Consider the following 22,070-nt stretch of genomic DNA (forward strand, 5'->3'; position numbering starts at 1 on the left):
CAATCATGAGCAAGCCCTTGTTGTACCTGCTGGCGGGCAATGGTAGCGCCGCCGACTGGTGGGAGGATGCCATCCCGCACTTTCAGCACTACCAGGTCCAAGCCTTGGAGTTGCCGGGGTTCGGTGACAATCCAGAACCGCCCTGCGCAGACCTGGCCGACTATGCGCAAGCGCTGCTGCGCCTTACCCGCCCTGGCCAGGCTATCCTGGCGGTCGGCGTCAACGCGTTGATCGTGCTGCATGCACTGCAGCGTCGCCCGGGGCATTTCAGCCGCAGCGTACTGCTGGCACCGGTCGGCGCATTTCTGTGGCAACGTCGCCTGCCGGCCCTGATGTCGCCGCTGCCCCTGCGCAAAGGCATCCATTGGCTGCTCAGCCATAAGCCGCACTGGTTCGCCCACAAGTTTTCCGTGCAGCGCTGGACACCTGCGCAGTACCGCCGCATGGGCGAAGGCTACCGCCGTTGCAGGGCCTTTGTGCCCTACTGGGACCAGCTGCGTGCCGACACCGCGCTGCCGCTGCTGGAATGGATAACCGACCCGGTCGAGCTGATATGGGGCGACCAGGACCAGGTGCTGGGTATCGCGCAGGCTGCAGCGTGGTCGGCGATACTCGCCCGCGCCGACCTGCGCATCAGTTTGCAGGCTGGCTGGGGGCACTACCCGTGGATCGACGCACCGGCCACGTTCGCCGCCTGGCTGGAATCCGGCCCTGAAGGCTTCGTCGCCCACACCAAAGGCGGCCGCCTGCGCCTGGCCGAGCTTGCCGGGCAGCCGGTGCCCAAGGCCGTGACCTTGGCTGACAGCGCCGACCCGCGCCTGCCCCCGCTCCTGGCTTCGGCCCCCAACGCGTTATGGGCCGTGCGTTCATCCAGCTATGGCGAAGACCAGGCCGATGCCGCCAACGCAGGCCTCAGCACCACTTACTTGCGCGTGCCCAGCGACCAGGTCGCAGCACGCGTCAGGCAATTACGCAGCGAGGGGGTTGAGGAAGTGGTGGTGCAGCGCTTCATCACCCCGCAGGTTTCCGGCATCGCTTTCGTTCGCCACTTGGCCGTGGAGGTGGAGTGGCTGGAAGGCCATCTGGAAGCCCTCGCCGACGGCCAGGCGACGCCACAGCGGGCCACGCTTTCGCGCCTCGGCCCTGCCTGGCGCAGCGGTGCATTCCAAGCCCTGCATGGTTTGACAGCAACCGCACTGTGGCGCTTCTTGCAGGGTGTGCTCAAGGCATTCCACTACGTGCCGGGCGATGTCGAGTGGGCATGGGACGGCCAGCAGCTGTGGCTGCTGCAATACCGGCCGATCAGCGAGCATGGCTGGCGTCGCCACCTGACCTCGGCCAACATCGCAGAAATTCTGCCGCCACAGCCCAGCCGCTTCGTCGAGTATGGCCAACGCCGCGCCGCCGCCAGCATCCCGGCGATCATGGCGCGCTGGGACAGCCGTGTGCTGCAAGACAACGAGCCTTTCACTGCCGTTTTCGGCGGTGCCTCTTACATCAATAACGACTTGTTCCTCGCGCGTTTATCCGACTGGGGCATCTCGGCCGCCAACTATGCGGGTGAAGTGGGCGGTGCAACCCCGGCCCTGCCGTGGCGCCCGCTGCGTCTGCTGCGGTCACTGCCACGGCTGTGGCGCATGCAGCGCAGTGCCCGTGCTCACCTGCAAAACCTGGCACCCGGGCTGCAACGTTTCGACCAGGAGCTGGGGCAACTGCGCGCCGACGGTGCCGATGGCCAACAATTGGCCGACTGGTTCAGTCGCTTCTACGTCTTCGTAGTGCAAGGCAACCTGTGCATCGCCACGGCGCTGGCCAGCAGTGGCGGCGCGCTGCTGGGCAGGCCGGCTACCGCCTACGACAACCTGCAGAACAGCCCACACCGCCTGCCCTGGGAGACAGACCCCGGCACCCCGCGCCCTGCCCTGACCGACCTGCCGCTGCAGCCGCTACCGGCGTGGCCAGCCTCCATCACACTCGCACACAGGCTCGGCCTGCCCGGCCTGCGCGGCTATTACCTGCAGGTACGCGAGTGGTACCGGGACAACCTGATGCGGATTTTCTTCCGCCTGCACCATGCCATGCCCGAAGCACAGCGGGCGCACTGGTTCGGCCCTCACCCGCAGGTGCGCAGCCGCGATGGCAGCTTCTGGCAGGACGGTAGCCAGGGCAGCGAACAGGCCGCAGGCTTCATGATCTACCCCGGCCAGGTGCAAGGCATTCTGGGCCAGGACATCCTCCTCGAAGACAGCCTGGACCCCGGCCGCCATGCTGAGTATCAAGCCGCCCGCGCCGTCATCGCGCGCATGGGTGGGCGCCTGTCCCATGGTTCCACCTTGCTGCGCGAACTGCGCAAGCCGTCCGCGGTACTCCCGCAGGTGGGCAGCGAGTGGCTGGGGTGCGAGGTGCTTTTGCATGACGGTGAACTGCGCTTGGTAGGGGCACATGGCACGGGCCTCGCCACACCACGGGCCTCCTGAACGACAAGGACTGTAAGACAACCCTTATGCTACCTGTTCGAAAAATATTGCTGGCCCAACTTGGTCTGGTGTTGCCACTCACGCTGAGCGGCTGCTGGAGCACGTTCATGCATTTGGATGGGCAGCGTTGCGTCTACCCGGGCACGCGCTTGGGTTGGAACTTCGCCACCGAGAACAGCGGGGCCTGGATCGCGCTGGTGGATGTGCCGTTTTCTTTCGCACTGGATACCGTGTTACTGCCCTACGATCTCACCGCATTTCTACCGCAGGGCATGGGTGGCGATGACAAGGAGTGCGATCTCGGGGGCTCGCTCCACGTGATGTAGCAGCCCCCCCTACACCAGGCCCGGATCATCCCAAGCAACACGTCCGGGATTTGCTCGCAGGTCAAAGCCCTGACAGCGCCTGACGCAGGTTGACGTCTGCAGCGTCTGCCTTCTCGATGGCCAACTGCCCCTCGAGTTCGTCCAGGTGCTCGATCATCTGGCCCACGGCGGCCTGGGTATCACCGGCGCGCAACGCATCGATGATCGCCTGGTGCTCGTGCGACGCGCAGGGCGGGCTGTCGCCCCGCTGGTAGAGGGCGACGATCAACGAGCTGCGCACCATCAGGTTGTCGAGGATGCCGGCCAGCACCTGGTTGCCGCTCACCTCCCCCAGCAGCAGGTGAAACTCGCAGAGTTCCCGCACGATCGCGCGGCGGTCGGTGCTGGCGGTCGCGGCGCGTTCGTCGTGCATGTGCTGCTCGATGCGCGCCTGATGCTCGGCGATACGCGCCGGGGTGATGGCCTCGACGATCGCCCGCTCCACCGCACGGCGGGCGGCGAAGATTTCGCGCGCTTCACGGGCGCTGGGCTGGGCCACGGTGGCGCCGCGGTTGGGCTCGATGTCGACGATACGCTGCATGGCCAGGCGCTGCAGCGCTGCCTGTACGTGGTTGCGGTTGGCTTGCATGATCTCGACGATATGCGCCTCGACCAGCCGCACACCGGGCCGCAGCCGATGCTGGGCGATGGCCTTGGCGAGCACCTCGGCGATACGCTGGACTTCCTGCTGCTTGCTGCTAACCGGCTTGTCTTTCATTGCAACCCCAAAACCCTGAAACGCATTCGGCCGGCATTATCCGCCGGCCCATGCGGCGCGGCAATCGGCGCGGTTCAGCGCTGGCGGCCGAGGCAAGCTGGTGCAATGCGCATTGAACTAATCAGATTCACCAACTCCCTAACCCTGTGCAACAAGCCCACTGACACTCATTTGGAAGGATCACTATGAAGCGCGAACAGGTTGAAGGTGTTGCAGAGAAAATCGCAGGTAAAGCGCAGAGTGCGGTAGGCCGCTTTATCGAGGACCCGGCACTGGAGGCCGAAGGCGACGGGCGCCAGGCAGCCGGCCAGCTCACCAAAAGCTATGGTGATGCCCTGAACAACGTCTCCACTTTCGTCAGAGAAAAGCCGATCACCGCCCTGGCGATTGGTGCAGCCATCACGCTGGTTGTATCCCGCCTGCTGCGCCGCTGATGATCAGGCTTGAGTGGCGCAGAAGGCTTCCTGCTGCGCCCTTCGGGCCGCTATACCGATCGTGGTCAGCCGGCCAGGACATGCTCAAGCCCCTGGCGATAACGCGTCACTTCAAAAGCCGCGAAGCGCTGCTTGAACTTCGAGGAATCGAACAGGTTGTCCTGCGCATAGCGCGGCAGAAGCTCCCGCAGCTCACGGACCTGTGGCGATACCAGGCCGGCAGCCATCAGTAGCCACTTGCCGAGCACCCGATAATCCGCCTCGCGACCGCCCACCTCGGCGGCCAGGGCCACGAATTGCCGGTAAGTGAGGCGGTCGTCGTCGCAGGGCAAATGCCACGTTTGCCCGAACGCATCCGGCGCGTTGCCCAGCGCCGCCAGCGCACGGCTGGCATCGGGCGTCCAGATGAGCGTGCGCAGCGTGTCATCGCGTACCGGTACCTGCGGTGTCTGGCCAGCCTTGAGCTTGTCGATGACCAGGGTGTTGGTGATGCTCTGGGTTTTGTCCGGGCCGTAGAACTCAGGGGCACGTCCGATGAGCACAGGGATCTCGCCCCGGGCCATTTCCTCCATCACCATGGTCGCCATGGCTGCACGTACCCTGCCTTTGCGGCCAACCGGCGCGAACTCGGTCGCTTCGGTCAGCAGGCGGTCGTCCTGCGGGTACATGTAGGTATTGTCGAAGTAGACGAATTTGGCCCCTGCCGCACGCGTTGCGTCCAGGGCGTTCTTCAGCATCACGGGGAACTGCGTTTCCCACAGCTGGGTGTCTGGCGGCAGGCCCGCCGTGAAGTAGACGATGCTGCTGCCCTCCACGGCCTTGGCGGCCTGCGCCGCATCGAGCAGGTCGGCGGGCATGAGGCTGTCGGCGTCATTGACCTTGCGTGGACGGCGGCTGACCAGCCGCAGCTCCTGGGTGAAAGAACGGTTCAGTTCACGCGCCAGTTCCACGGCAATTTGCCCGGTGGCGCCCAAGATGGTTTGCATGCGATTTCCTCGAAGCTGGACGGCGGGCCGGATGCCTCAGGCGGCGCCAGTGTTCATACCCTAGGGTTGAAGTAAGGTTCAAGGTCAAGCATTGCTAGGGCTTCTTCAGGCGCAAATCTCGGTTTATAAGCGTGGTGAATGCCGCAAGACACGGCATCCCGCCCGACTAGCAGGCTCAATGCCTCATGCCCAGTTCGGCATCGTCAATCAGCGCCTTGGCCAATGCGCTCAGGTAATGGGAAGCCCAGATCAGCTGCGGGTTGTCGTCCATCAGGCCAGCGATAGTCATGTCGCGCACACAGCCCATTAGCTCCGAGGCCTGCTCCCGGGCGTCCTGGCAGGGGATGCCGGGCTCGATGCAGAACAGCGGCTGGGTCTTGTTTTCACCCTGATAGAACCTGGTTTTGCCGACGGTTGTTTTGGTTTCTGTGGTCATTGTTCAGTCTCCCTGGAATCTCCGTCGCTTGCCCGGGCCTCTTCGCTGGCAAGCCAGCTCCCACAGGTAAAAGACAATCCTCGGCACTGCCGGGAACCTGTGGGAGCCGGCTTGCCGGCGATGAGGCCCGATCGTAAAGCGCAAGTTTCGACCTTTAATGCTGCGTGCGCTGCTGCGCCGCCATCTGCATCTGGATCAACGCTGACTCAAGAAGCACACGTAGCGCTTCAAGCTCATGCATTGAGGCCATCATCAGCACAGCAGCGGGCGACCTGGGCTGCAGCGCAACCGCCTGCTGCGCCACGGTCTGCGCGCACAGCGCATATTCTGTGGCCTGGATGATCGTGTCTTCGAGGGAGTGGTGATTGTGGGGTGGATCGGGGACGATCTTTAACATCGTTATATACCTCTGTCAGGGACCGACACCCATTGCTGTCAAACAATTGGGTGGCAGCTGTACGTGGGTTGACAGACCGGTCAACAGAGGTAAAACCCGGCGCACACGAGGTGCCCCACGCACAGCCACCATGGAGGTGAACGTTACCTTACTGTTGAGTCGGCCTGTCAAAGCCGATCGCTGGGTTCAGCGACCCGCCGAGACTAGAGGGCTGTCAGAGCGGCGGCAACGAAAAAAAGGCGGCAGGAGTATGTTTGGGAAATGGACTACAAGAAAGGGGGTAATTCTGATTTTTATGAGGTGAGTCTTTACTGCAACTGAACCTGGCGCCGGGACTGGAGGCCTCGCAATGACAACCATCAATGTGAAATCCCGATTCGAAGCAAAGCTGCTTCGGCCGGCAAAACCTGAAACTGATGCGTCATGGGCATTCGTGGTGTTGCCAAAGGCCGTGAGTGCACAACTTCCAAGACGCGGAAGAACAACCGTTGAAGGGACAATCAATGGGCAGCCTTTCAAGGCAACCCTTGAGCCGGATGGTCAGCTGAGCCATTGGCTGCAGGTCAGTCCTGCGTTACTCCAAGCCGCCAACGCGGCCATTGGCGACATCGTTGCGCTGGAGTTGGCCCCTGTGAAGAAGGAGCCCGAACCCGAGGTTCCAGCGGATTTGGAGAACGCATTGGCAAACGCCCCTGAAGCGCGTGTGGTCTGGAACAGTACGACAACCCTCGCGCGAGTGGACTGGATACACTGGATGACCTCAGCCAAACAGCCCGCGACGCGCGCAAAACGCATTGCCAATGCATGCGACATGCTTGCATCCGGCAAGAAGCACGTGTGCTGTTTCGATCCGTCTGGCTATTACAGCAAGGCCTTCCGTGCGCCACAGGCGCAAGATCAATGAATGTTCATCGGGCCCCGCTCAGGCTGCACCCTTGGCCTGCTGTTCCAGGTGCACCTGCAAGGTCGGGTCGATTTGCAGGGCGCTGGCCAGCTCGTCAAGGTAAGCCCGCTCTGCGGCCTGCTGGTCATCCACCAGCATCACGCTGGCCAGGTACATTTCTGCCGCCATTGCCGGGTCCCGGGCCGACTGCGCCACTTCGGCAGCATCGAGTGGTTTGTTGACCTCCTCATCCAGCCATTGCTGCAATTGCGGGTCGTCGGTGTGGCGTTTGATTTCGGTGTAGATCAATTGCTCTTCCTGGGCGTCGATGCGACCGTCAGCCTTGGCGGCCGCAATCAGCGCGCGCAAGATGGCATGGCTGTGGCCCTCGGCCTCGGCGCCGGACAGCTGGTCGACGGTACGCATGGCCTGTTGCGGCGCTGCCGCCTGGCTGCGCTGCCAGTTTTGATAGGCCTGGAACGCCATCATGCCCAACGACGCCAGGGCCGCGTAATTGACACCTCCCGCGGCGCGCCCCTGGGCATAGCCGCCAGCGCTGCGACCGCCTCCCAGAATGCCGCCCAGTAAACCACCAAGGCCACCACCGCCACCCATTGCACCACCGCCGCCAAGCAAACCGCCCAGCAAGCCGCCCAACCCGCCTTGCGATGACAGGCCACCGCTCCGTTGCTGCGCTTGCGCGCCCTGCCCGGCTCGAAGCAACTGTTCAAGCAGATCGCTAGTGTTCATGGCACCGCCCTCGGTCGGTAGTGTTTGCCCCGACAAGCAACGATAGTCCCGTCAAGGTAATCCGCCATGACCGTTTGGCCGACGTAAGCCGGTAGGTGGGCGGACATCTGCAGGCCCTGGCCGCTTCGCAGCCCATCGCCGGCAAGCGCGGCTACCACAGGTCACGCCCGGCTGAGCGCTATCGACCGGTAGCGGCTTCGCGGAACGCACCCTTGCACCGTTTGCATTCCCGACAGGAATGCCTCTATAAAAAACATGAATTTTATTTATAGCTGCAGAACCCATACCGTACTTTCTCCTGCATATGGAGATGACGGTATGAATGATTCAAGGCTGTGCCTGTACGTAGATGCTCAATTCACCAGCCCCTACGGCATGTCATGCTTTGTGGCGCTTCGGGAAAAGTGTATCGAATTCAAGATGAATACACTTGACCTGGATACACGGGAGCATCAGGCAGCGGACTATTCCCACCTTTCGCAGACTCAGAGAGTGCCCACATTGGTGCATGAAGGCTTTGCGTTGTCTGAATCGTCGGCAATTACCGAGTATCTGGAAGATCTGTTCCCTCAGACGCCGATCTACCCGTCAAACTTGCAGCAGCGTGCCAAGGCGCGGCAAGTTCAAGCCTGGTTGCGCAGCGACTTACTCCCTATTCGCCAGGAGCGCTCCACGCTAGTTGTGTTCTATGGCGTCAAATACGGCGCTTTGTCGACGTGCGCTCAGTCTTCGACCCAAAAGTTGGTGGAGGCCGCGCAACTGCTGCTGGCTGATAGCGCGGACTACCTTTTCGGCCAATGGTCTATCGCCGATGTAGAACTCGCGTTGATGCTGAATCGATTGATACTCAATGGCGACAGCCTCCCCGCCCAATTGGAGGATTATGCTGAGCGGCAATGGCAGCGCCCGAGCGTGCAGGAATGGGTCAAGCTGGAGCGACCCCGACTGTAGCCGCAGCGCATCGGCGGTCGCTATCCGCTATAGGTCGACCATGCACGACTGATAGCGGGGCGGCTTCGCCGCCCATCGCCGGCAAACCCAGCTCCCACAGGTACTCTGCAGGCCCGGAGACTGGTTAGGTTCTTGAGGGAGCTGACTTGCCGGCGATGGGGCCACTACAGAGTGCTGGGGCGGTGTCCGCCATGCCGAAAGCAGTCCCTCGCAAGCGCCTGCTGTCGTGATAACTTGCAGCCCAGCTTACCGACCGCTCGGCAAAGGCGGCCGCGTTTCGACTTGTTCAAGGCTTACACGGTAGGTGGTGTAAGTGTCACCGTCCTCAAGGTAAAGGTCGCTCCGGTAACGCGAGACTGCGCCTTTGAGCTTGATGTGCAGGCCGTTGGACACCCGCTGGATTGACACGTCTTTCAAATCGGTGTCCGAGATCAGGAATGGCGGGGTCTTGGCCAGTAGCACCTTCATCGTCGCATCACTCCTGCCGTCGCCGTCGTTGACGTAGAACCTGAGGCTTTTGGGCTCATCTGAATCTCTGGCATCCTGTACGATGTAGATCGATTGGCCCGCAATGAAATCTTGCTTCAGCACTACCTCAGACGGAAGTTCCGGCTTGTGCAGGTATCCGTAGGTGAGAACGCATGCAAGGCAGATCAAAAAGAAAATCGCGAAATACTTTTTGACTTTGACTATCAGGGTTTGAAGTTCCGTCTTGTTCATGGGTTTCAGCTTATTCGAAGGTGAAAATCACCACGATTCATCCTTTTGGGTGTCACGGGCTAAGTGCACGGGGTATCAATAGCTGTGATGGTAACGTCGCCAACGCCGGCAAGCCGGCTCCCACAGAGATATAACCTGTCTCCAGGCCTGCGCAGTACCTGTGGGAGCCGTGCTTGCCGGCGATGGCCTGCATTGACAACGCAAAACCTTGGATCAATGTACAAGCTGGAAAGTGCCCGCTGGTGAACGGCAGCTACCGACCCATTTGCGCAGTGGCCAAAATTCCTCAGCTGCAGCTCGTGGAGTTCAGGTCGTTGATCACATCGTCAAACGCGCTACCGAAGAACTTGGCATCACGCTCGATCGGATTGTTGTGCTTCCATGCCATCTGGCGTTGCTCATCGTATTTGTAGCCACCCGATCGGGCCGTATCGATAGCCTCGCGGCCCTTGCCGACAAACTGGTTCATGCGGCTGAGCACCACGCTGCAGCCTGGGCCGTTTGCCGTGTTCTGCTTGTGCCAGCCTTCGATCATCTGCGCGGTTTTGCCCAGGCTTTCTTCAAACGGCTTGACCGACGCCTCGGCCCCGGCCGACTGGAAGAAGTCGGTGGACAAGCGCATCGATTGCTTGGCGTATAGCACGATCCCGGCGCGGTAATACGCCAGCGAGTCCTTTTCGGCCTCGTCGAACGCCTGCCGGGTGTTGACTTCATCGCGCTTGGCCAGACCGTCATAGAACTTGGCCTGCTCGATGGCAACGCCTTCGAGCGCTGCATCCAGGGCCGGCTCCATCTCCCTGGCCTTCTGGCCACCATCGCTCAGGTAGCCTTTGGAGGCAGCGTAGTTGGCGAGCTCACTGTGGAGGGGCTGGAGCTTTTCCAGCGCCACCAGCATCGCTTTTGCTGGCGCGTCTAGCTCCGGCATGGGTGACGGCAAGGCCAGGGCCTTGTTCAGGTTGTCGCGCAGGAGGCTGATGTCATAGGCGCTGAACAGGTTGTACGTCGACAGCTTGTTCGTGGACTGCAGGTCCTTCGAATACTCTGTACGGCGATGATCCAGAATGGCCGCAAAATTGCCACCGCGGTTGGCGGCATCGACATAGGCGTTGTACTTCTCGATCTCGATCTGTTCGGCGCTGGGTTGTTCAGCCGCAACCTGCCCCTGCGGGGCCGTCGCACTGCGAGGTGCCTGCGCGTTATCACAACCGGCCAGCAGAACCCCTGCGGCGATCAGCAGTCCTAGCCACACCCTGCTTACTTGCATTGTCTTCATCCTTGTCTTGTCCTGGGGCGATCAGCTGCTGACACATTGCCATCAGCCGGGAGCGCTATCCTAGAGCCTCAATAGTCGATGAAGTTCAAGCATGGCCTGCCTTTTTGCATTTTTGCGGTTGGTTTCGCATTCTGCCTCGGTGACAGCACCGTAAACTTGCATTCGCAACGAAAAGGAATTCGCCATGATTGTCGGGATTGACCTGGGTACGACCAACAGCCTGGTCGCGGTATGGAACGAACACACCAGTGAACTGGTGCCCAATGCCTTGGGGCAATTGCTGACCCCCTCTGTGGTCGGGCTCGACGACGAAGGCCGGATACTGGTCGGCCAGGCTGCCCGCGAACGCTTGTGCACGCACCCGTCGCTGACCGCAGCGCTATTCAAACGGCATATGGGCAGTGCCCGCACGCTGCAGCTGGGCGCAATGCCGTTTCGCCCCGAAGAGCTGTCGGCGATGCTGCTCAGAAGCCTCAAGGAAGATGTCGAGCGCACGTATGGCGAGGCAGTCACCGAAGCGGTGATCAGCGTGCCGGCCTACTTTAGCGATGCCCAGCGCAAGGCGACCCGCATCGCCGGTGAGCTGGCCGGGCTGAAAGTCGACAAGCTGATCAATGAGCCGACCGCCGCGGCGCTCGCCTACGGCCTCCCCCAGCAGGGCAGTGAGTCGTCGTTTCTGGTGTTCGACCTGGGCGGTGGTACCTTCGACGTGTCGATCCTCGAGCTGTTCGACGGCGTGATGGAGGTACGTGCCAGCGCAGGCGACAACTACCTGGGTGGCGAGGACTTCGATCAGTTGCTGGCCAGGCAGTTTATCCAGGCCCACGCTGAAGATCCGCACTTCCCGGATAGCGCGTCGATCAGCCCGCTACTGCACCGCGAGGCCGAGCGAGTACGCATCGCACTGGGCCACTCGCCCACCAGCGATTTCGTACTGCAGGTCGGTGCGCGACGCTGGCAGCACACCTTTACCCAGCAGGCCATGGCCACGCTGTTCGAGCCCCTGCTGGAGCGGCTGCGCAACCCTGTGGAACGCGCCCTGCGCGATGCCCGCATACGCAGCGACGAGCTGGACCAGGTGCTACTGGTGGGCGGCGCCACGCGTATGCCGCTGGTACGCAAGCTGGCTGCCAGCCTGTTCGGCCGCTTCCCTTCGGTGCAGCTGAACCCGGACGAGACCGTGGCGCTCGGCGCTGCGGTGCAGGCCGCCTTGAAGGCACGGCACGCGGCCCTGGAAGAAGTGGTGCTGACCGACGTCTGCCCCTATACCCTTGGCATCGCGACAGCGCGCCGTGTGGGCAACGAACATGAGAGCGGGCACTATCTGCCGATCATCGAGCGCAATTCCACCGTCCCGGTCAGCCGGGTAAAAACCGTGTGCACGGTGCATGAGGCGCAAGAAATCGTGCAGGTGCAGATCTACCAGGGCGAGAGCCGCCTGGTGCGTGACAACATCCCCCTCGGCGAACTGCAAATCCCGGTGCCAACGAACAAGGGCGTGGTTGACCTTGATGTGCGCTTCACCTACGACAGCAACGGCCTGCTCGAATGCCAGGTCAGCATCCCCATCACTGGCGAGCAGTTCGCGCTGGTCATCGAGAACAACCCCGGCGTGCTCAGCGCCGAGGACATTGCCGAACGCCTGCACAAGCTCGAAGCGCTGAAAGTCCACCCACGCGACCAGCAGGTCAACACCCTGCTGGTCGCGCGGCTTGAGCGCCTCTATCAAGAAAGCCTGGGCGAGCGTCGCGAGCTGGTAGACCACTGGGCCACGCGGTTCCAAGAGGCGCTTGCCAGCCAGGATGAACGTGTCATCGGCCAGGCGCGCCATGAGCTGGGCGCGCGCATGGCATCATTCGAAAGCAGCGACGGGCGCTGACCGATGAACTCAGTTTCCGATTGCTGGCGGGTGCTGGAGCTTGCATCCGCGTGCGACGAGCGAAGCCTCAAGCGCCAGTACGCCAAGCTGCTCAAGGTCACGCGACCCGACGAAGACCCGGCCGCGTTCCAGCAGCTGCGCGACGCTTATGAACAGGCGCTGCAGGCTCTGCAGGGGGAGCGGACGGATGCTCAAGTTACCGAACGCGCGCCACCGCCCGACACACCACCCGCCAGCCGTACGCTTCACGCGCGTTCAGCCCATGAGCAAGCCGTTGCATTGCTTGACGGGTTCGTCGACTCGGCCATCGAACAGGTTTGGCCCGAAGCGCAAGCAAAAAGCATCGAGGGCGTCTTCGAACGCCTGTTGTTCGAGCGTTGCCTGCGCGCAGCGTCAGCCCATTCCCATACCCTGCACTGGGGCATCGAACAGCGTCAGTGGCTCACCCCTTGGCAGCAGTTTCCCGCCTCGGCCGCCGAACAGCAGCGCCTGGCGCTCATACTCGCTGTCACCCTCTACAACGCGCTCGAACAATCACTGGCCGCCGGCGAGCATCAGCGCTTTAGCGGCATGCTCGAGCGGGCCAGTCGCCAAGGCTGGCTAGCGGACCTGGAGCGTCGCCAAGCGCTTCAAGTGCACGTGCTGACCCTGTTGCTGGACGATGAAGACTGGCCGCCCGAGCTGTTCGAGCACCTGTGCCAGACATTCGCCTGGAACGCTTCAGGTGCCGAGCCACCGATTGCAGACGAACACTGGCAAACCCTGCGCAGGCGTTACCAACAGCGAGCCTGGCTGAGCCACCTTCGCAGCCTGGCGGATCGACGCGAGGTGCAGGCCAGCCCCGATGCCAACGCCGCCGCGCTGTTTCTGTTGGCGCCCCAACATGAGCGGCAAAAGGCAATGGCCGCCGCCTTCGTCGAGGCCGACTGGCAAGCCTGCGAGCGCCTGTCAGAGGCGTTCGCAGCGGGCTACCCAGACCTGTTGGGGATGTTCCCCAACCATGACGCCTGGTTCTGGAAAACGCTGGTCGAGCCCCGCGACCCGCCCCATGGCGTCAAGCGCGCCGCCGCTGTGATCACACTGGCCCTGGCGCTCAATGGCCTGCCCAAGCTGGACCCTGTCACCACGTTGCTCATGCTCCCGCTTTACGCGGCGGGTGGGCTGCTTGCAGCGAAGATGGGCCAGTGGCTGTTCGGCCACTGGACGCAGATTGCAGCCAGCCTTCAGGACATCGATCAACGCGTCAGCGCCTGGTGCGTCAGCAAGCGCATCACCCGTGACCGCCGCCACCTGGTCATACGCAACGCAGGGCCGTTGCTGGGGCTGGCCCTGCTGTTATGGCACTGGCTGGGGCCGCTTGGCCTGGGCACCTACGTGCTAATTGGCATCATCGGCCTGCTGCAACCAGCCGATTGGGGGCCGCAGGCCAGCGACTATCGCTGGCGCAGGCCGCTGCGGGCGGTGTATCGGATTGCCGGGCTCAGTGGCGTGCAGTGGCTGCTTTGCAGCGTGATGGTGGTGGTGATCGGTTGGGTGCGATTGGTATCCTGATCGCCCTTTACACCCAAGCCTGCGCTCCCGAACGTCCTTTCCTGGCAAAGGTAAGACCGCGCTGCTCAAACTGCTGCGAAGGGCGATACTTTGCCGTGGCTGCACAGCGTAGTAACAGCGTTGCTTGTTGGCGAAACAACTCAAGGAAGCTAAAGATGCCCCAACCTCCGAATGGACTACCGATCTACCGCGTGCTGACGGGCCCCGATGACGCTGGCTTTTGCCGGCGGGTCAGTGAGGCTTTGGAACTCGGCTACCGACTGCATGGCGGACCTGCGCTCACGTTCAATGGCCAGGATGTGATCGTCGCGCAGGCCGTTGTTTGGCCTGGGCAGGCCGCTGATCACTGACTGCTACCGACCCATGGCGGACACCGCCCCAACGCTGTGTAGTCAGTACCGGCCTCATCGCCGGCAAGACGGCTCCTATAGAACAAACGCTAACTTACTGATTTGGCGGGGATCCTGTAGGAGCGGCTGCAGCCGCGAACCCCGGCGAAGCCGGTGCCATCCACCGCGACGCCTGCTTCGCGGCTGAAGCCGCTCCCACAGGGTATGCGGCGCGCTCGCGGGCTTTGTTCTCTGCGCGACAACGCAGCCCGAAGGCCTGGGCAATCTCCCACACAGATATAACCATTCTCCGGGCCTGCGCAGTACCTGTGGGAGCCGGCTTGCCGGCGATGGGCCGCGAAGCGGCCCCGGCCTTCGGGTCTGCGCCATGACATCGTCTGCGCCTAGGAGATCGAGCGCCGCCCGCGCGGCGCTCGATCTCATAGGCGCTGAAGATTTGAAGTGGACATTCGGATGTCGACTTATGCGCACGCCAATCCTGCGAGAGCCTGTAGGTCCATGCTGCTCACAGAGGGTTTGGCTCTCGACCGAATCGGCTCAGAACGTTCCGCGTAGCGTCAACATATAGTTGCGAGGCGCGCCGTACCAGTTGCCGCCAGCAGTGGAGTCGACCGTCTGGTAATAGGTTTTGTCGAACAGGTTGTTGCCATTGAGTTGCGCGGTCCAATGCTGATCGATCTTGTACTCGACCAAGCCATTCCACACCGCATAGCCTGACTGTTCGAACGCATAAGCCTCGGCGCTGCTCAGGCCACCGTCAGGCAAGCGCTGCTGCACGGTACCACTTTTGTAGCTATCGCTCTGGATCGTCGCGCCGACCCCCACCTTCCACCGCTCGAAATTCCCCGGTAGCTGGTACGTGGTGAAAAACTTGAACAGATGCTTGGGTGTCTGTGAGCTGGTCGGTTTGCCGTTATTGCTGGTTGTATTTCCCGAGCGCTGTTCGTTGAAGTTCAGCGTGTAGCCCACCATGGCCTGCCAGCCCGGCGCCAGTTCGCCGGAGATTTCACTGTCCAGGCCCTTGCTGATGGCTTCGCCAGAGGCCGTGTAGAAACCGTTACCTGTGCTGACAGCTTCGTTCATGCGCTTGGTGTAATACAGCGCAGACGAGACGTTCAACCGACCGCCGAACAGTTCGCCTTTGGTCCCTAACTCATAAGTCTCACCTTCGATCGGATCGAGCGGCGAACCGCTGAGGCTCTTGTAGGCTGTTTGGGGCTGATAGATCTCAGCGTAGCTGGTGTAAAGCGACCATTGCTCGCTTACATCCAGCACCAACGAACCGAATGGAGTAATGACCCCGCGGTTACTCTCCTTCACCGGGGTGTCCATGTTGAAGCTAGGCACCACCGTGCGCACATAGTCACGGTAGTCGGAATAGCGGGCGCCGAGGGTCAGGTGCAGTGGCTCTGCCAGCTGTGCTTTGAACGTGGTGTAGGCGCCGGATTTGCGCTGGTTCCAGTCCGGATTGTAGTAATAGATCCCAGGTTTGGCCGGTTTGGGCATGGAGCCGGCGTCATCGGTGGCCGGGTCGAACGGCACATTGATGTCGCTGACCGTCCTCAAGTCAGTGTGGTCCGAATAGGTGCGTTTAACCTCCGAGTAGTCAGCTCCTATCAACCATTCGTGCTGCAGCCCGTATGCATTGAATTTGCCGGCCAGGTTGATATCGAACAGGTCCTGGTCGTTGGTGTAGCCGCGAATGAAGCGCGAGAACGTTCCTCCATTGGCAACACCCTGGGTGATCGAGGACTTCACCTCACCAATGTCCTGGGTGGAATCGAACCTGGTCTTGGTGTAGCTGCTGTTTAACTTCCAGTTTTCGTCGAATGCGTGCTCGACCTTGGCAAAATAGTCGGTGCGTTTGTAGTTGTTGGAGGACCAGTCGGCGGCCAGTGATGTGCTGCGCGACGCGTTCAACGGCGTACCGTCCTTGTAGCGGACCAGGCCTCTGTCCCAGTAACCGTCCATGTCTCGCCACTCGTAGGTACCGCCCACTGTCAGCAGGGTGTCTGCCGTCAGGTCCGCTTCCAGGGTGCCGAAGATCACGTGCTTTTCGCTGTCGGCATTGTCGTAGAAATACTGCTTGTCCTCATACGACATGGCCACTCGACCACGCAGAGCGCCCTCGAAGGCCAGCGGCCCGGTTAGGTCGATCTCGCTGCGGTAGTTGTTCCAGCTGCCGGCGGACTGGCTGATCTTCAACTGGTTGTACGGTAGCGCACGCTTGCGCACCAGGTTGATGCTGCCTCCCGGGTCACCCGTTCCGCCAAAAAGGCCATCGGACCCACGCAGCACTTCGACGTGATCGAAGGCCGTCATATCTGGCAGGCTGTCATACGCCTCGTTGCGCAGCATGGGCGCCCCACCATCAACCTGGATACTGCGGATGAGAAAGCCGCGGGAGTAAATCTCGTTCTTCGAGTCGTTCCCACCGACTACCGTGATGCCGGTGGTTTGGTCGAGCACCTGAGTCAGGCTGTTAAGGTTCTGATCTTCCATGCGTTGCTTGGTCATGATCGTGACCGATTGCGGCGTTTCACGCAGGGTTCTCTGGGTCTTGCCACCGACGCTGGCGGTGCCGGTGGTGTATGAGCCTGTACCCTCTGTGGTGGCCCCGAGCCCGATGCCCACCACACTGGTCGGGTCCAGCGCCACGGTACCCGCCGCAAGGTAATCCGGGGCCATTATCAGGCGGTAGCCGCCGTCCGGCTGCAACACGGCCTGCAGGCCGCTGCCGGTCAGTAATCGCTGAAGCGCCTGGGCGCTGCTGAAGCGGCCTTGCAGCCCAGGCGTGTACTTACCGGCCAGATCGCCAGGGGCGAACGCGATGTTCAGGCCTGTGCTGCGGCTTAATGCGGTGAGCGCGGCATCCAGCGAGCCGGCAGGCAGTGCCAGGTCATGTACCTGGTCGCTGTAACCGGCTGTGGCCGCCTGGGTCAGGCAGGGAATGCTACCAAGGCCAAGGCTGGCACAGATCAGGGCACGGTGGATGGTGATGCGAAGTGGCGACTGATGGGGCACGTGAAGGTCTCGTTGGCTAAATGAGTTGTTCTGATGTGTATGCCGGGCGAAAAACAAAACCCCTTCACAAACCGCTCATTTTTTCTCACCTGCCGAAGCCGAGGTGTAACGCGATCAAACGCCAAGGCGAACCCAATATTGAGTCATGGACCGCAGGCGCAGGCCATGCGTCTGGGCGATGAAAGCCAGCGTCCCGTAGGTGTCTTCGAGATTGAAATTGCCGCTGATCCTGCGCTGGGCAATCCGTGACTCGCACCCAAGGTAACCGTTGCGGTAGCGGCCTAGTTCAGCGAGCACGTCGGCCAGGGGCATCTCACGTGCAACCAACACGCCGTCGCGCCAAGCTGCCGCATCCTCGGCATTGCCAGGCATGCGCTGCACGCTGCTGGCCGTCATCGCCCAAGTCTCCCCGGCTTGGGCAACGGCGGCCTCACCGGCCAGCGGTTGCAACTTTACCGCGCCCTCGGTTACGCCCAACAGGCAGCTGTGCTGGAGCCTGCGTACGCTGAACCGGGTACCCAAGGCTTCAAACGCACCGAATGCTGTCGACACCTGCAGTGGCCGGTGCCGCGTGCTGGAGCGATCGGCACCGGTCGCCAGGTACAGCTCACCACGCAGCAGCTCCACCACACGTGCATCGACGTCGAAGCGCAGGCGCACAGCACTGTCAGTATTGAGCTCCAGCAGGCTGCCATCGCTCAGTGCCCATCTTCGATGCTCGCCAACGCCGGTGCTGTAATCAGCGACCAGGCGCTGCCAGGAAAACTCATCGCGACCGGCCCATGCAAACGTTGCCGATACCCCCCCTAGTGCGAGCAGATTGAGCACCTGACGGCGCTGCAGCCGCGCCTCTGGCAGCTTGCCCAGCGTCTGACGTGCCAGCCCCGCAGGCACGTGGCTGAAGTGACTGCTCAGGCTCTGCAAGCGCGCCCAAGCCATCCGATGCGACACATCACTGGCCAGCCAAGCCTCAAAGGCGTTGCGAGTGGCCGCGTCGGGTTCGTTATAGGTGATACGAATGGACCACTGGATGGCCTGCTCGAGCGCCTGTTCCGGCAGGCTTTGCAGCCCGGCGTCTTTCAAACCGGTGCCTCGAACATCAGGTGATAGCAATGGCGCAATGCCTTGGCCAGATCACGTTCGACGGTCGACAGCGAAATCCCCAAGTGTTCGGCAATGCGCGGGCAAGGCAATCCGTCGAGCTGGGCCATCAGGAAGATGCTGCGCATGCGCTCAGGCAATGTGTCCAGCATGCGGTCGATGCTGACCAATGCCTCAATGGCCAACGCACTGACTTCCGGTGACGGCACTTGCACCTCCGGCAGCCCGGCCAAGGTTTCCAGCCAGGCCTGTTCTATGTCCCGATGCCGCCAAAGGTCTATCACCAGGCCCCGTGCGATGGTACGCAGATAGGCGCGTGGCTCCAGCACAGCGGGAACCTGACGGCGCTGCAATATGCGCAGGAATGTGTCATGAGCCAGGTCTGCGGCATCAGCTGCATTGTTCAAGCGTGTGCGCAGCCAGCTTTGCAGCCAGCCGTGGTGCTCGACGTAGAGGTGTTGCAGGGAGTGCGGAGCGGACATGCCGAAAGATTCCATGTCGGTGTTATTGCTAATCAGTCGCATTATTACCTGGGATGGGCGATGCTTGCCAGATGCGTTTTGAGGCTCGGAGGCAAATGGTAAGGGTCTGGTGGGCTGGAAACCTACGGACGGCAAAGTGCATTCTCGAAAACTACAGCGCCTTGAAGATCGAGCGACGCGCGCGCGGCGCTCGATCTCATAGGCGCTGAAGATTTCAAGGCGAACACATCCGAACACCGCACTAACCCCAGGGCATGTAGGGACCGCTTCGGGTCGTTTACGACCGGCAGCTGTCGACCCATTGCCGACACTGCTGCCCGCCTCAGCTCATTGAGCCTCAGCGCACTATGATTTCGTCAGGAAAATAAACACCCATAGAGCGGTTGGTGCGTATTCGCAACACCTGACCGGCCATGCTCTGGACCACTGTCTGGCCGCCCTCTATGGGCGCTCCTGTACGTCGATCCTGGGCTTGTGCGTCCGGTGGCAGACTGAACAGCATCTGGCCTTGATCAAGGCTGACCTGGATGTCGGCCGGATAGTGAATAGGGCCGAAGTCGAAGGGCTGGTTCGCGTGGCCTTGCCACCAGCGCCCCTCCCCATATGGGCGATCCAGGATCATGATCAGTGAGCGCATTTCGATCCCCATTACCTTGACCGGGCGCTCCTCTGACTCGGCCAGCCAACCAGGAGTGTTGGAGGATACCCTCACCGCCCCAGGCCAAACGATGCCGCCCAGCTCGGTACCGGGCGCCAGCGTGCATCGACTCACCTTCCATTCGGAAAACTTGAAATGAGCACCGAACGGAAAATCGAACTCGATCTCCCCAGGCTCACATTTCCATCCTGCCAGTTCATGGGCCGACAGGGTCTCGACCGTAGCGAAACCATGGCCCTGCGCCAGTTTCAGACGACGCACAGGCATGCCCATGATGTGACTTGGCGTGCGGTCGAAATCAGCATGATCCAGGCTCTGCATGCCGTAGGGCACGGGATCGCCGGACAGGTCGTTAAAAGGCTCCAGGTCTTTCAGATGGACCCGCGTACCAGCCGGAAGCACCAAGTCCCCGAGCACCTCCTCGTGTTCGAGGCGAGGATTGTGCGCACGCCAATCCTGCCAGAGCCTGTAGCTGGACTCGATGTAAGGCACACTCCCGACTGCCAGCAACATCAGCAACAAGCCGAACCTCCAGCGCCGAGCTACCATGAAACGACGGCTTCGCGGCACCAGCAAGGCGATCAGGCCGGCGATGAAAAGCCAGAGAAAAACCTCGGAAAAAATGTAGATCATGTAGCCGAGCAACATGACCGGCATATCGACGGGAATCATGGACGTCCTTGTTAACCCTTATGTGAACGCCGCAGAATAGACCCATTGGCAGTGATGCCCCAATCCCGATCAGAGAAGGAAATCCCCAGCATGACGCCCGACGAGGCTTTACTCCTTACCCGTACGGTCGCTGGCCTTTCGATCACAACAGTCATCCTGGGCCCGATCCTGGCGCTCTACGTGCTGCAATCGCCAACCACTTCACCCGTCAATATCTCGGGCGCCATTGCATTCGTCATCCTGGGGCTCACCAACCTGATTTCAATGATATTCAACGGGGTTTACTGGTTTATCCGGCGGGAGCCCAAATGGCTCTCGGTAATGCTCTTGGTTCAATCCGGTGCGGCAGTTGCCACATTAATTCCATTCTTCTAACCCGTTCATATCTTCGGTTGAGCAGTCTCGACAAGGAGCGAGCCCGCACCGCCACACTGCCAAGGAGGCAATCTGCATGAAACCGGCAAAGTGGGCGATCGCTGGCACTGAAAACCGACGACGCCAAATGCAGTGGTCTTGCGCAACTGCAATGGAGCCTGTCAGGTAAACACCTTTGGGGAAGATGCTCGAACGGCCGGATTGCCTGGGATGTGCCAGGAAGTTGGTGAGCCTGTTGGAATATCGCCTGGGCTGGAATGTCCGCTTCACGCCCTGAGGAAGTCAGTTAACCTCAATCCAGGCTCAGGTGCACTCAGCAGGGACGATGACCAAAGCTGGGACTCATAGCTTTCAGGCCTAGACCCGCTAGGTGTCTCACCTGCTGATCGGTATCCTCTGTTGCCAGGTGTAGCCCATCGATGGCTCGAAGCGCGTCACCGGGCAGCAGGCCACGGTTGTTCAATCCACTCACAGCATGACGACGAATGGCTGCCTGAGGTGAAACAAGCCCGCGTAACGCTTCGCTGACATCGGCAGTGGTGGTATCGATCTGGCCGTAGAGTTCTTCCAGGGCTGCTTCAACAGCAGTCTGAAGCTCAGGGCGCTGATCAAGCAAACGCTCAACGGGCGTGTAGTCCAGCACCGGTGGCTCCACGCCCCGCCAGCGGAAACCGTCGAAGTTGGCGCAAATACCCGCGACAGCGACATCGGGCGCTTGCTGCATCAGCCAGTCGAAATCCTTAAGGTAACCCAGGGCTTTTGTGCACCAGTTGCGGGTCGGCTGCTCACAGGCCTCAATCGCCTGCCGGCGCAGGGCCTGGATGACGGGCCCATCAGCCAAGCCGGCCAGCCCGAGGATACGCGCGGCAGCGGTAGGCTCTCTATCCCCGTTGAGCTGATCGATAAGCGCTGCCTGTGCGCAACGGCCGTTGGCAATCAGCCAGCGCTCTGCGTCCTCCCTCGAAATGCCCTCCGAACAATGCAAGCTGCTGACGTAGAACGCGACCTGCTCGGTGAGCGGCAGGGCAGCGACATCGCGCAGGGTGTTTTCAATGGCCAGCTCGACAGGGAAATTATCCTCGAACTGCTGGCGGGTCATGCTGCGCTTGGCCAAGGGCATGTAGCCTGCAAAGTCATGAAAAATCACAACGAAACCAGGCGTCACACCAGGATGCTGACTGAAATGCCGGCCCAGCGACCTGGCGGCACGGCTTACGGTGACCAGCAAGCGTTGCTCAGCCGCGTGCCATTGGCGCGGGCCAAGCCGGTTGGCGTGCGCTTGCAGCTCATCATCGAGCCGCGTGAGCGGCTCACCAGAGCAGATTTCCCAATCCCAGCGCCAGTCCACCGGATTCCACTTGACCGAACTGAAGCTTTCGTCTTCCTCGTCGGGGAAGTCTTCGCTGAGTGCTTCAAGGCTGTTGGCGGCAAAGTTGGGCAGCGATAAAACCGCCTCTTCTTCCCGGTAGCTGGCATGAAACGCTGCGGCATATAAAGGGCTACCGCCCTCATCGAGCAGCGTTTGCAGCGCCTTTCTAGCAGCCTCGAACAGCGCTTGCTCCAGAGCTTTCCAATTCATCGATTCAGG

21 protein-coding genes are annotated in these 22,070 nt (G+C 61.4%); 9 read left to right on the forward strand and 12 right to left on the reverse strand.

The genetic code is table 11. The features are described from left to right. Positions 1 to 5: 5 nt before the first annotated feature. Both ACFY68_RS09780 and ACFY68_RS09785 read left to right on the forward strand, forming a co-directional pair. Positions 6 to 2,477 carry an alpha/beta fold hydrolase gene (locus tag ACFY68_RS09780; RefSeq protein WP_387526171.1) on the forward strand — a complete coding sequence of 824 codons (2,472 nt, stop codon included), beginning with the start codon at positions 6 to 8 and terminating at the stop codon, positions 2,475 to 2,477. A 44-nt stretch (positions 2,478 to 2,521) separates the two neighbouring features. After that, entirely contained in the window at positions 2,522 to 2,803 is a 282-nt protein-coding gene (locus ACFY68_RS09785; protein WP_387526499.1) for a YceK/YidQ family lipoprotein, read from the forward strand. A gap of 61 nt (positions 2,804 to 2,864) precedes the next feature. On the opposite strand, the gene ACFY68_RS09790 is transcribed toward ACFY68_RS09785, so the two are convergent. Beyond that, the gene (locus ACFY68_RS09790) at positions 2,865 to 3,560 is read right to left on the reverse strand and encodes a GntR family transcriptional regulator (RefSeq protein WP_387526173.1); all 696 of its coding nucleotides are present in this window, start codon (positions 3,558 to 3,560) and stop codon (positions 2,865 to 2,867) included. A 185-nt stretch (positions 3,561 to 3,745) separates the two neighbouring features. Here ACFY68_RS09790 and ACFY68_RS09795 point away from each other — a divergent pair, with 185 nt between their 5' ends. Then, a complete protein-coding gene (locus tag ACFY68_RS09795; RefSeq protein WP_346616060.1) occupies positions 3,746 to 3,994 on the forward strand; it encodes a CsbD family protein in 249 nt (82 codons plus the stop codon). Positions 3,995 to 4,059: 65 nt separating this feature from the next. Here the strand turns inward: ACFY68_RS09795 and ACFY68_RS09800 are convergent, their stop codons facing one another. The 3 genes from ACFY68_RS09800 to ACFY68_RS09810 form a co-directional block, all read right to left on the reverse strand. Then, positions 4,060 to 4,980 (reverse strand): NAD-dependent epimerase/dehydratase family protein, encoded by a 921-nt coding sequence (locus tag ACFY68_RS09800; protein ID WP_387526177.1) that lies wholly within the window; start codon positions 4,978 to 4,980, stop codon positions 4,060 to 4,062. 175 nt (positions 4,981 to 5,155) lie between these two features. Further along, positions 5,156 to 5,416, reverse strand: a complete 261-nt coding sequence (locus tag ACFY68_RS09805; protein ID WP_387526180.1) for a DUF3077 domain-containing protein — start codon at positions 5,414 to 5,416, stop codon at positions 5,156 to 5,158. Positions 5,417 to 5,570: 154 nt separating this feature from the next. Next, positions 5,571 to 5,813 (reverse strand): hypothetical protein, encoded by a 243-nt coding sequence (locus ACFY68_RS09810; protein ID WP_387526183.1) that lies wholly within the window; start codon positions 5,811 to 5,813, stop codon positions 5,571 to 5,573. Positions 5,814 to 6,162: 349 nt separating this feature from the next. On the opposite strand from ACFY68_RS09810, the gene ACFY68_RS09815 reads away from it, so the two are divergent. Continuing rightward, entirely contained in the window at positions 6,163 to 6,717 is a 555-nt protein-coding gene (locus ACFY68_RS09815; protein WP_387526186.1) for a YdeI/OmpD-associated family protein, read from the forward strand. A gap of 18 nt (positions 6,718 to 6,735) precedes the next feature. Here ACFY68_RS09815 and ACFY68_RS09820 read toward each other — a convergent pair whose 3' ends face one another. After that, positions 6,736 to 7,446: a tellurite resistance TerB family protein gene (locus tag ACFY68_RS09820; protein WP_387526189.1), complete on the reverse strand. Its 711-nt coding sequence runs from the start codon at positions 7,444 to 7,446 to the stop codon at positions 6,736 to 6,738. Between the two features lie 318 nt (positions 7,447 to 7,764). Between ACFY68_RS09820 and yfcF the strand changes: the two genes are divergently transcribed. Next, positions 7,765 to 8,397, forward strand: a complete 633-nt coding sequence (gene yfcF / locus ACFY68_RS09825) for a glutathione transferase (RefSeq protein ID WP_387526192.1) — start codon at positions 7,765 to 7,767, stop codon at positions 8,395 to 8,397. A 246-nt stretch (positions 8,398 to 8,643) separates the two neighbouring features. On the opposite strand, the gene ACFY68_RS09830 is transcribed toward yfcF, so the two are convergent. After that, positions 8,644 to 9,117 (reverse strand): hypothetical protein, encoded by a 474-nt coding sequence (locus ACFY68_RS09830; RefSeq protein ID WP_387526194.1) that lies wholly within the window; start codon positions 9,115 to 9,117, stop codon positions 8,644 to 8,646. A 286-nt stretch (positions 9,118 to 9,403) separates the two neighbouring features. Then, complete coding sequence (locus tag ACFY68_RS09835; RefSeq protein ID WP_387526196.1) at positions 9,404 to 10,381, reverse strand: YiiG family protein; 978 nt, start codon at positions 10,379 to 10,381, stop codon at positions 9,404 to 9,406. A 193-nt stretch (positions 10,382 to 10,574) separates the two neighbouring features. Here ACFY68_RS09835 and ACFY68_RS09840 point away from each other — a divergent pair, with 193 nt between their 5' ends. The 3 genes from ACFY68_RS09840 (at position 10,575) to ACFY68_RS09850 (ending at position 14,170) form a co-directional block, all read left to right on the forward strand. Further along, positions 10,575 to 12,269 (forward strand): Hsp70 family protein, encoded by a 1,695-nt coding sequence (locus ACFY68_RS09840; protein ID WP_387526199.1) that lies wholly within the window; start codon positions 10,575 to 10,577, stop codon positions 12,267 to 12,269. Between the two features lie 3 nt (positions 12,270 to 12,272). After that, complete coding sequence (locus ACFY68_RS09845; RefSeq protein ID WP_387526202.1) at positions 12,273 to 13,820, forward strand: J domain-containing protein; 1,548 nt, start codon at positions 12,273 to 12,275, stop codon at positions 13,818 to 13,820. Positions 13,821 to 13,975: 155 nt separating this feature from the next. Then, positions 13,976 to 14,170 carry a DUF1737 domain-containing protein gene (locus ACFY68_RS09850; protein WP_387526205.1) on the forward strand — a complete coding sequence of 65 codons (195 nt, stop codon included), beginning with the start codon at positions 13,976 to 13,978 and terminating at the stop codon, positions 14,168 to 14,170. A gap of 537 nt (positions 14,171 to 14,707) precedes the next feature. Here ACFY68_RS09850 and ACFY68_RS09855 read toward each other — a convergent pair. The 4 genes from ACFY68_RS09855 to ACFY68_RS09870 form a co-directional block, all read right to left on the reverse strand. Then, entirely contained in the window at positions 14,708 to 17,194 is a 2,487-nt protein-coding gene (locus ACFY68_RS09855; RefSeq protein WP_387526208.1) for a TonB-dependent siderophore receptor, read from the reverse strand. Between the two features lie 114 nt (positions 17,195 to 17,308). Further along, positions 17,309 to 18,277 (reverse strand): FecR domain-containing protein, encoded by a 969-nt coding sequence (locus ACFY68_RS09860; protein ID WP_387526210.1) that lies wholly within the window; start codon positions 18,275 to 18,277, stop codon positions 17,309 to 17,311. After that, complete coding sequence (locus tag ACFY68_RS09865) at positions 18,274 to 18,777, reverse strand: sigma-70 family RNA polymerase sigma factor (protein WP_387526213.1); 504 nt, start codon at positions 18,775 to 18,777, stop codon at positions 18,274 to 18,276. Before ACFY68_RS09865 ends, ACFY68_RS09860 begins: the two co-directional genes overlap by 4 nt. Positions 18,778 to 19,114: 337 nt before the next feature. Next, complete coding sequence (locus tag ACFY68_RS09870) at positions 19,115 to 20,107, reverse strand: hypothetical protein (protein WP_387526215.1); 993 nt, start codon at positions 20,105 to 20,107, stop codon at positions 19,115 to 19,117. Between the two features lie 90 nt (positions 20,108 to 20,197). On the opposite strand from ACFY68_RS09870, the gene ACFY68_RS09875 reads away from it, so the two are divergent. Continuing rightward, positions 20,198 to 20,482 carry a hypothetical protein gene (locus ACFY68_RS09875; RefSeq protein ID WP_346612511.1) on the forward strand — a complete coding sequence of 95 codons (285 nt, stop codon included), beginning with the start codon at positions 20,198 to 20,200 and terminating at the stop codon, positions 20,480 to 20,482. A 313-nt stretch (positions 20,483 to 20,795) separates the two neighbouring features. Here ACFY68_RS09875 and ACFY68_RS09880 read toward each other — a convergent pair whose 3' ends face one another. After that, the gene (locus ACFY68_RS09880) at positions 20,796 to 22,061 is read right to left on the reverse strand and encodes a DUF4303 domain-containing protein (protein WP_387526218.1); all 1,266 of its coding nucleotides are present in this window, start codon (positions 22,059 to 22,061) and stop codon (positions 20,796 to 20,798) included. Between the last annotated feature and the right edge of the window lie 9 nt (positions 22,062 to 22,070).

It is taken from the genome of Pseudomonas sp. NPDC012596, from assembly GCF_042902325.1.
GTDB lineage: Bacteria > Pseudomonadota > Gammaproteobacteria > Pseudomonadales > Pseudomonadaceae > Aquipseudomonas.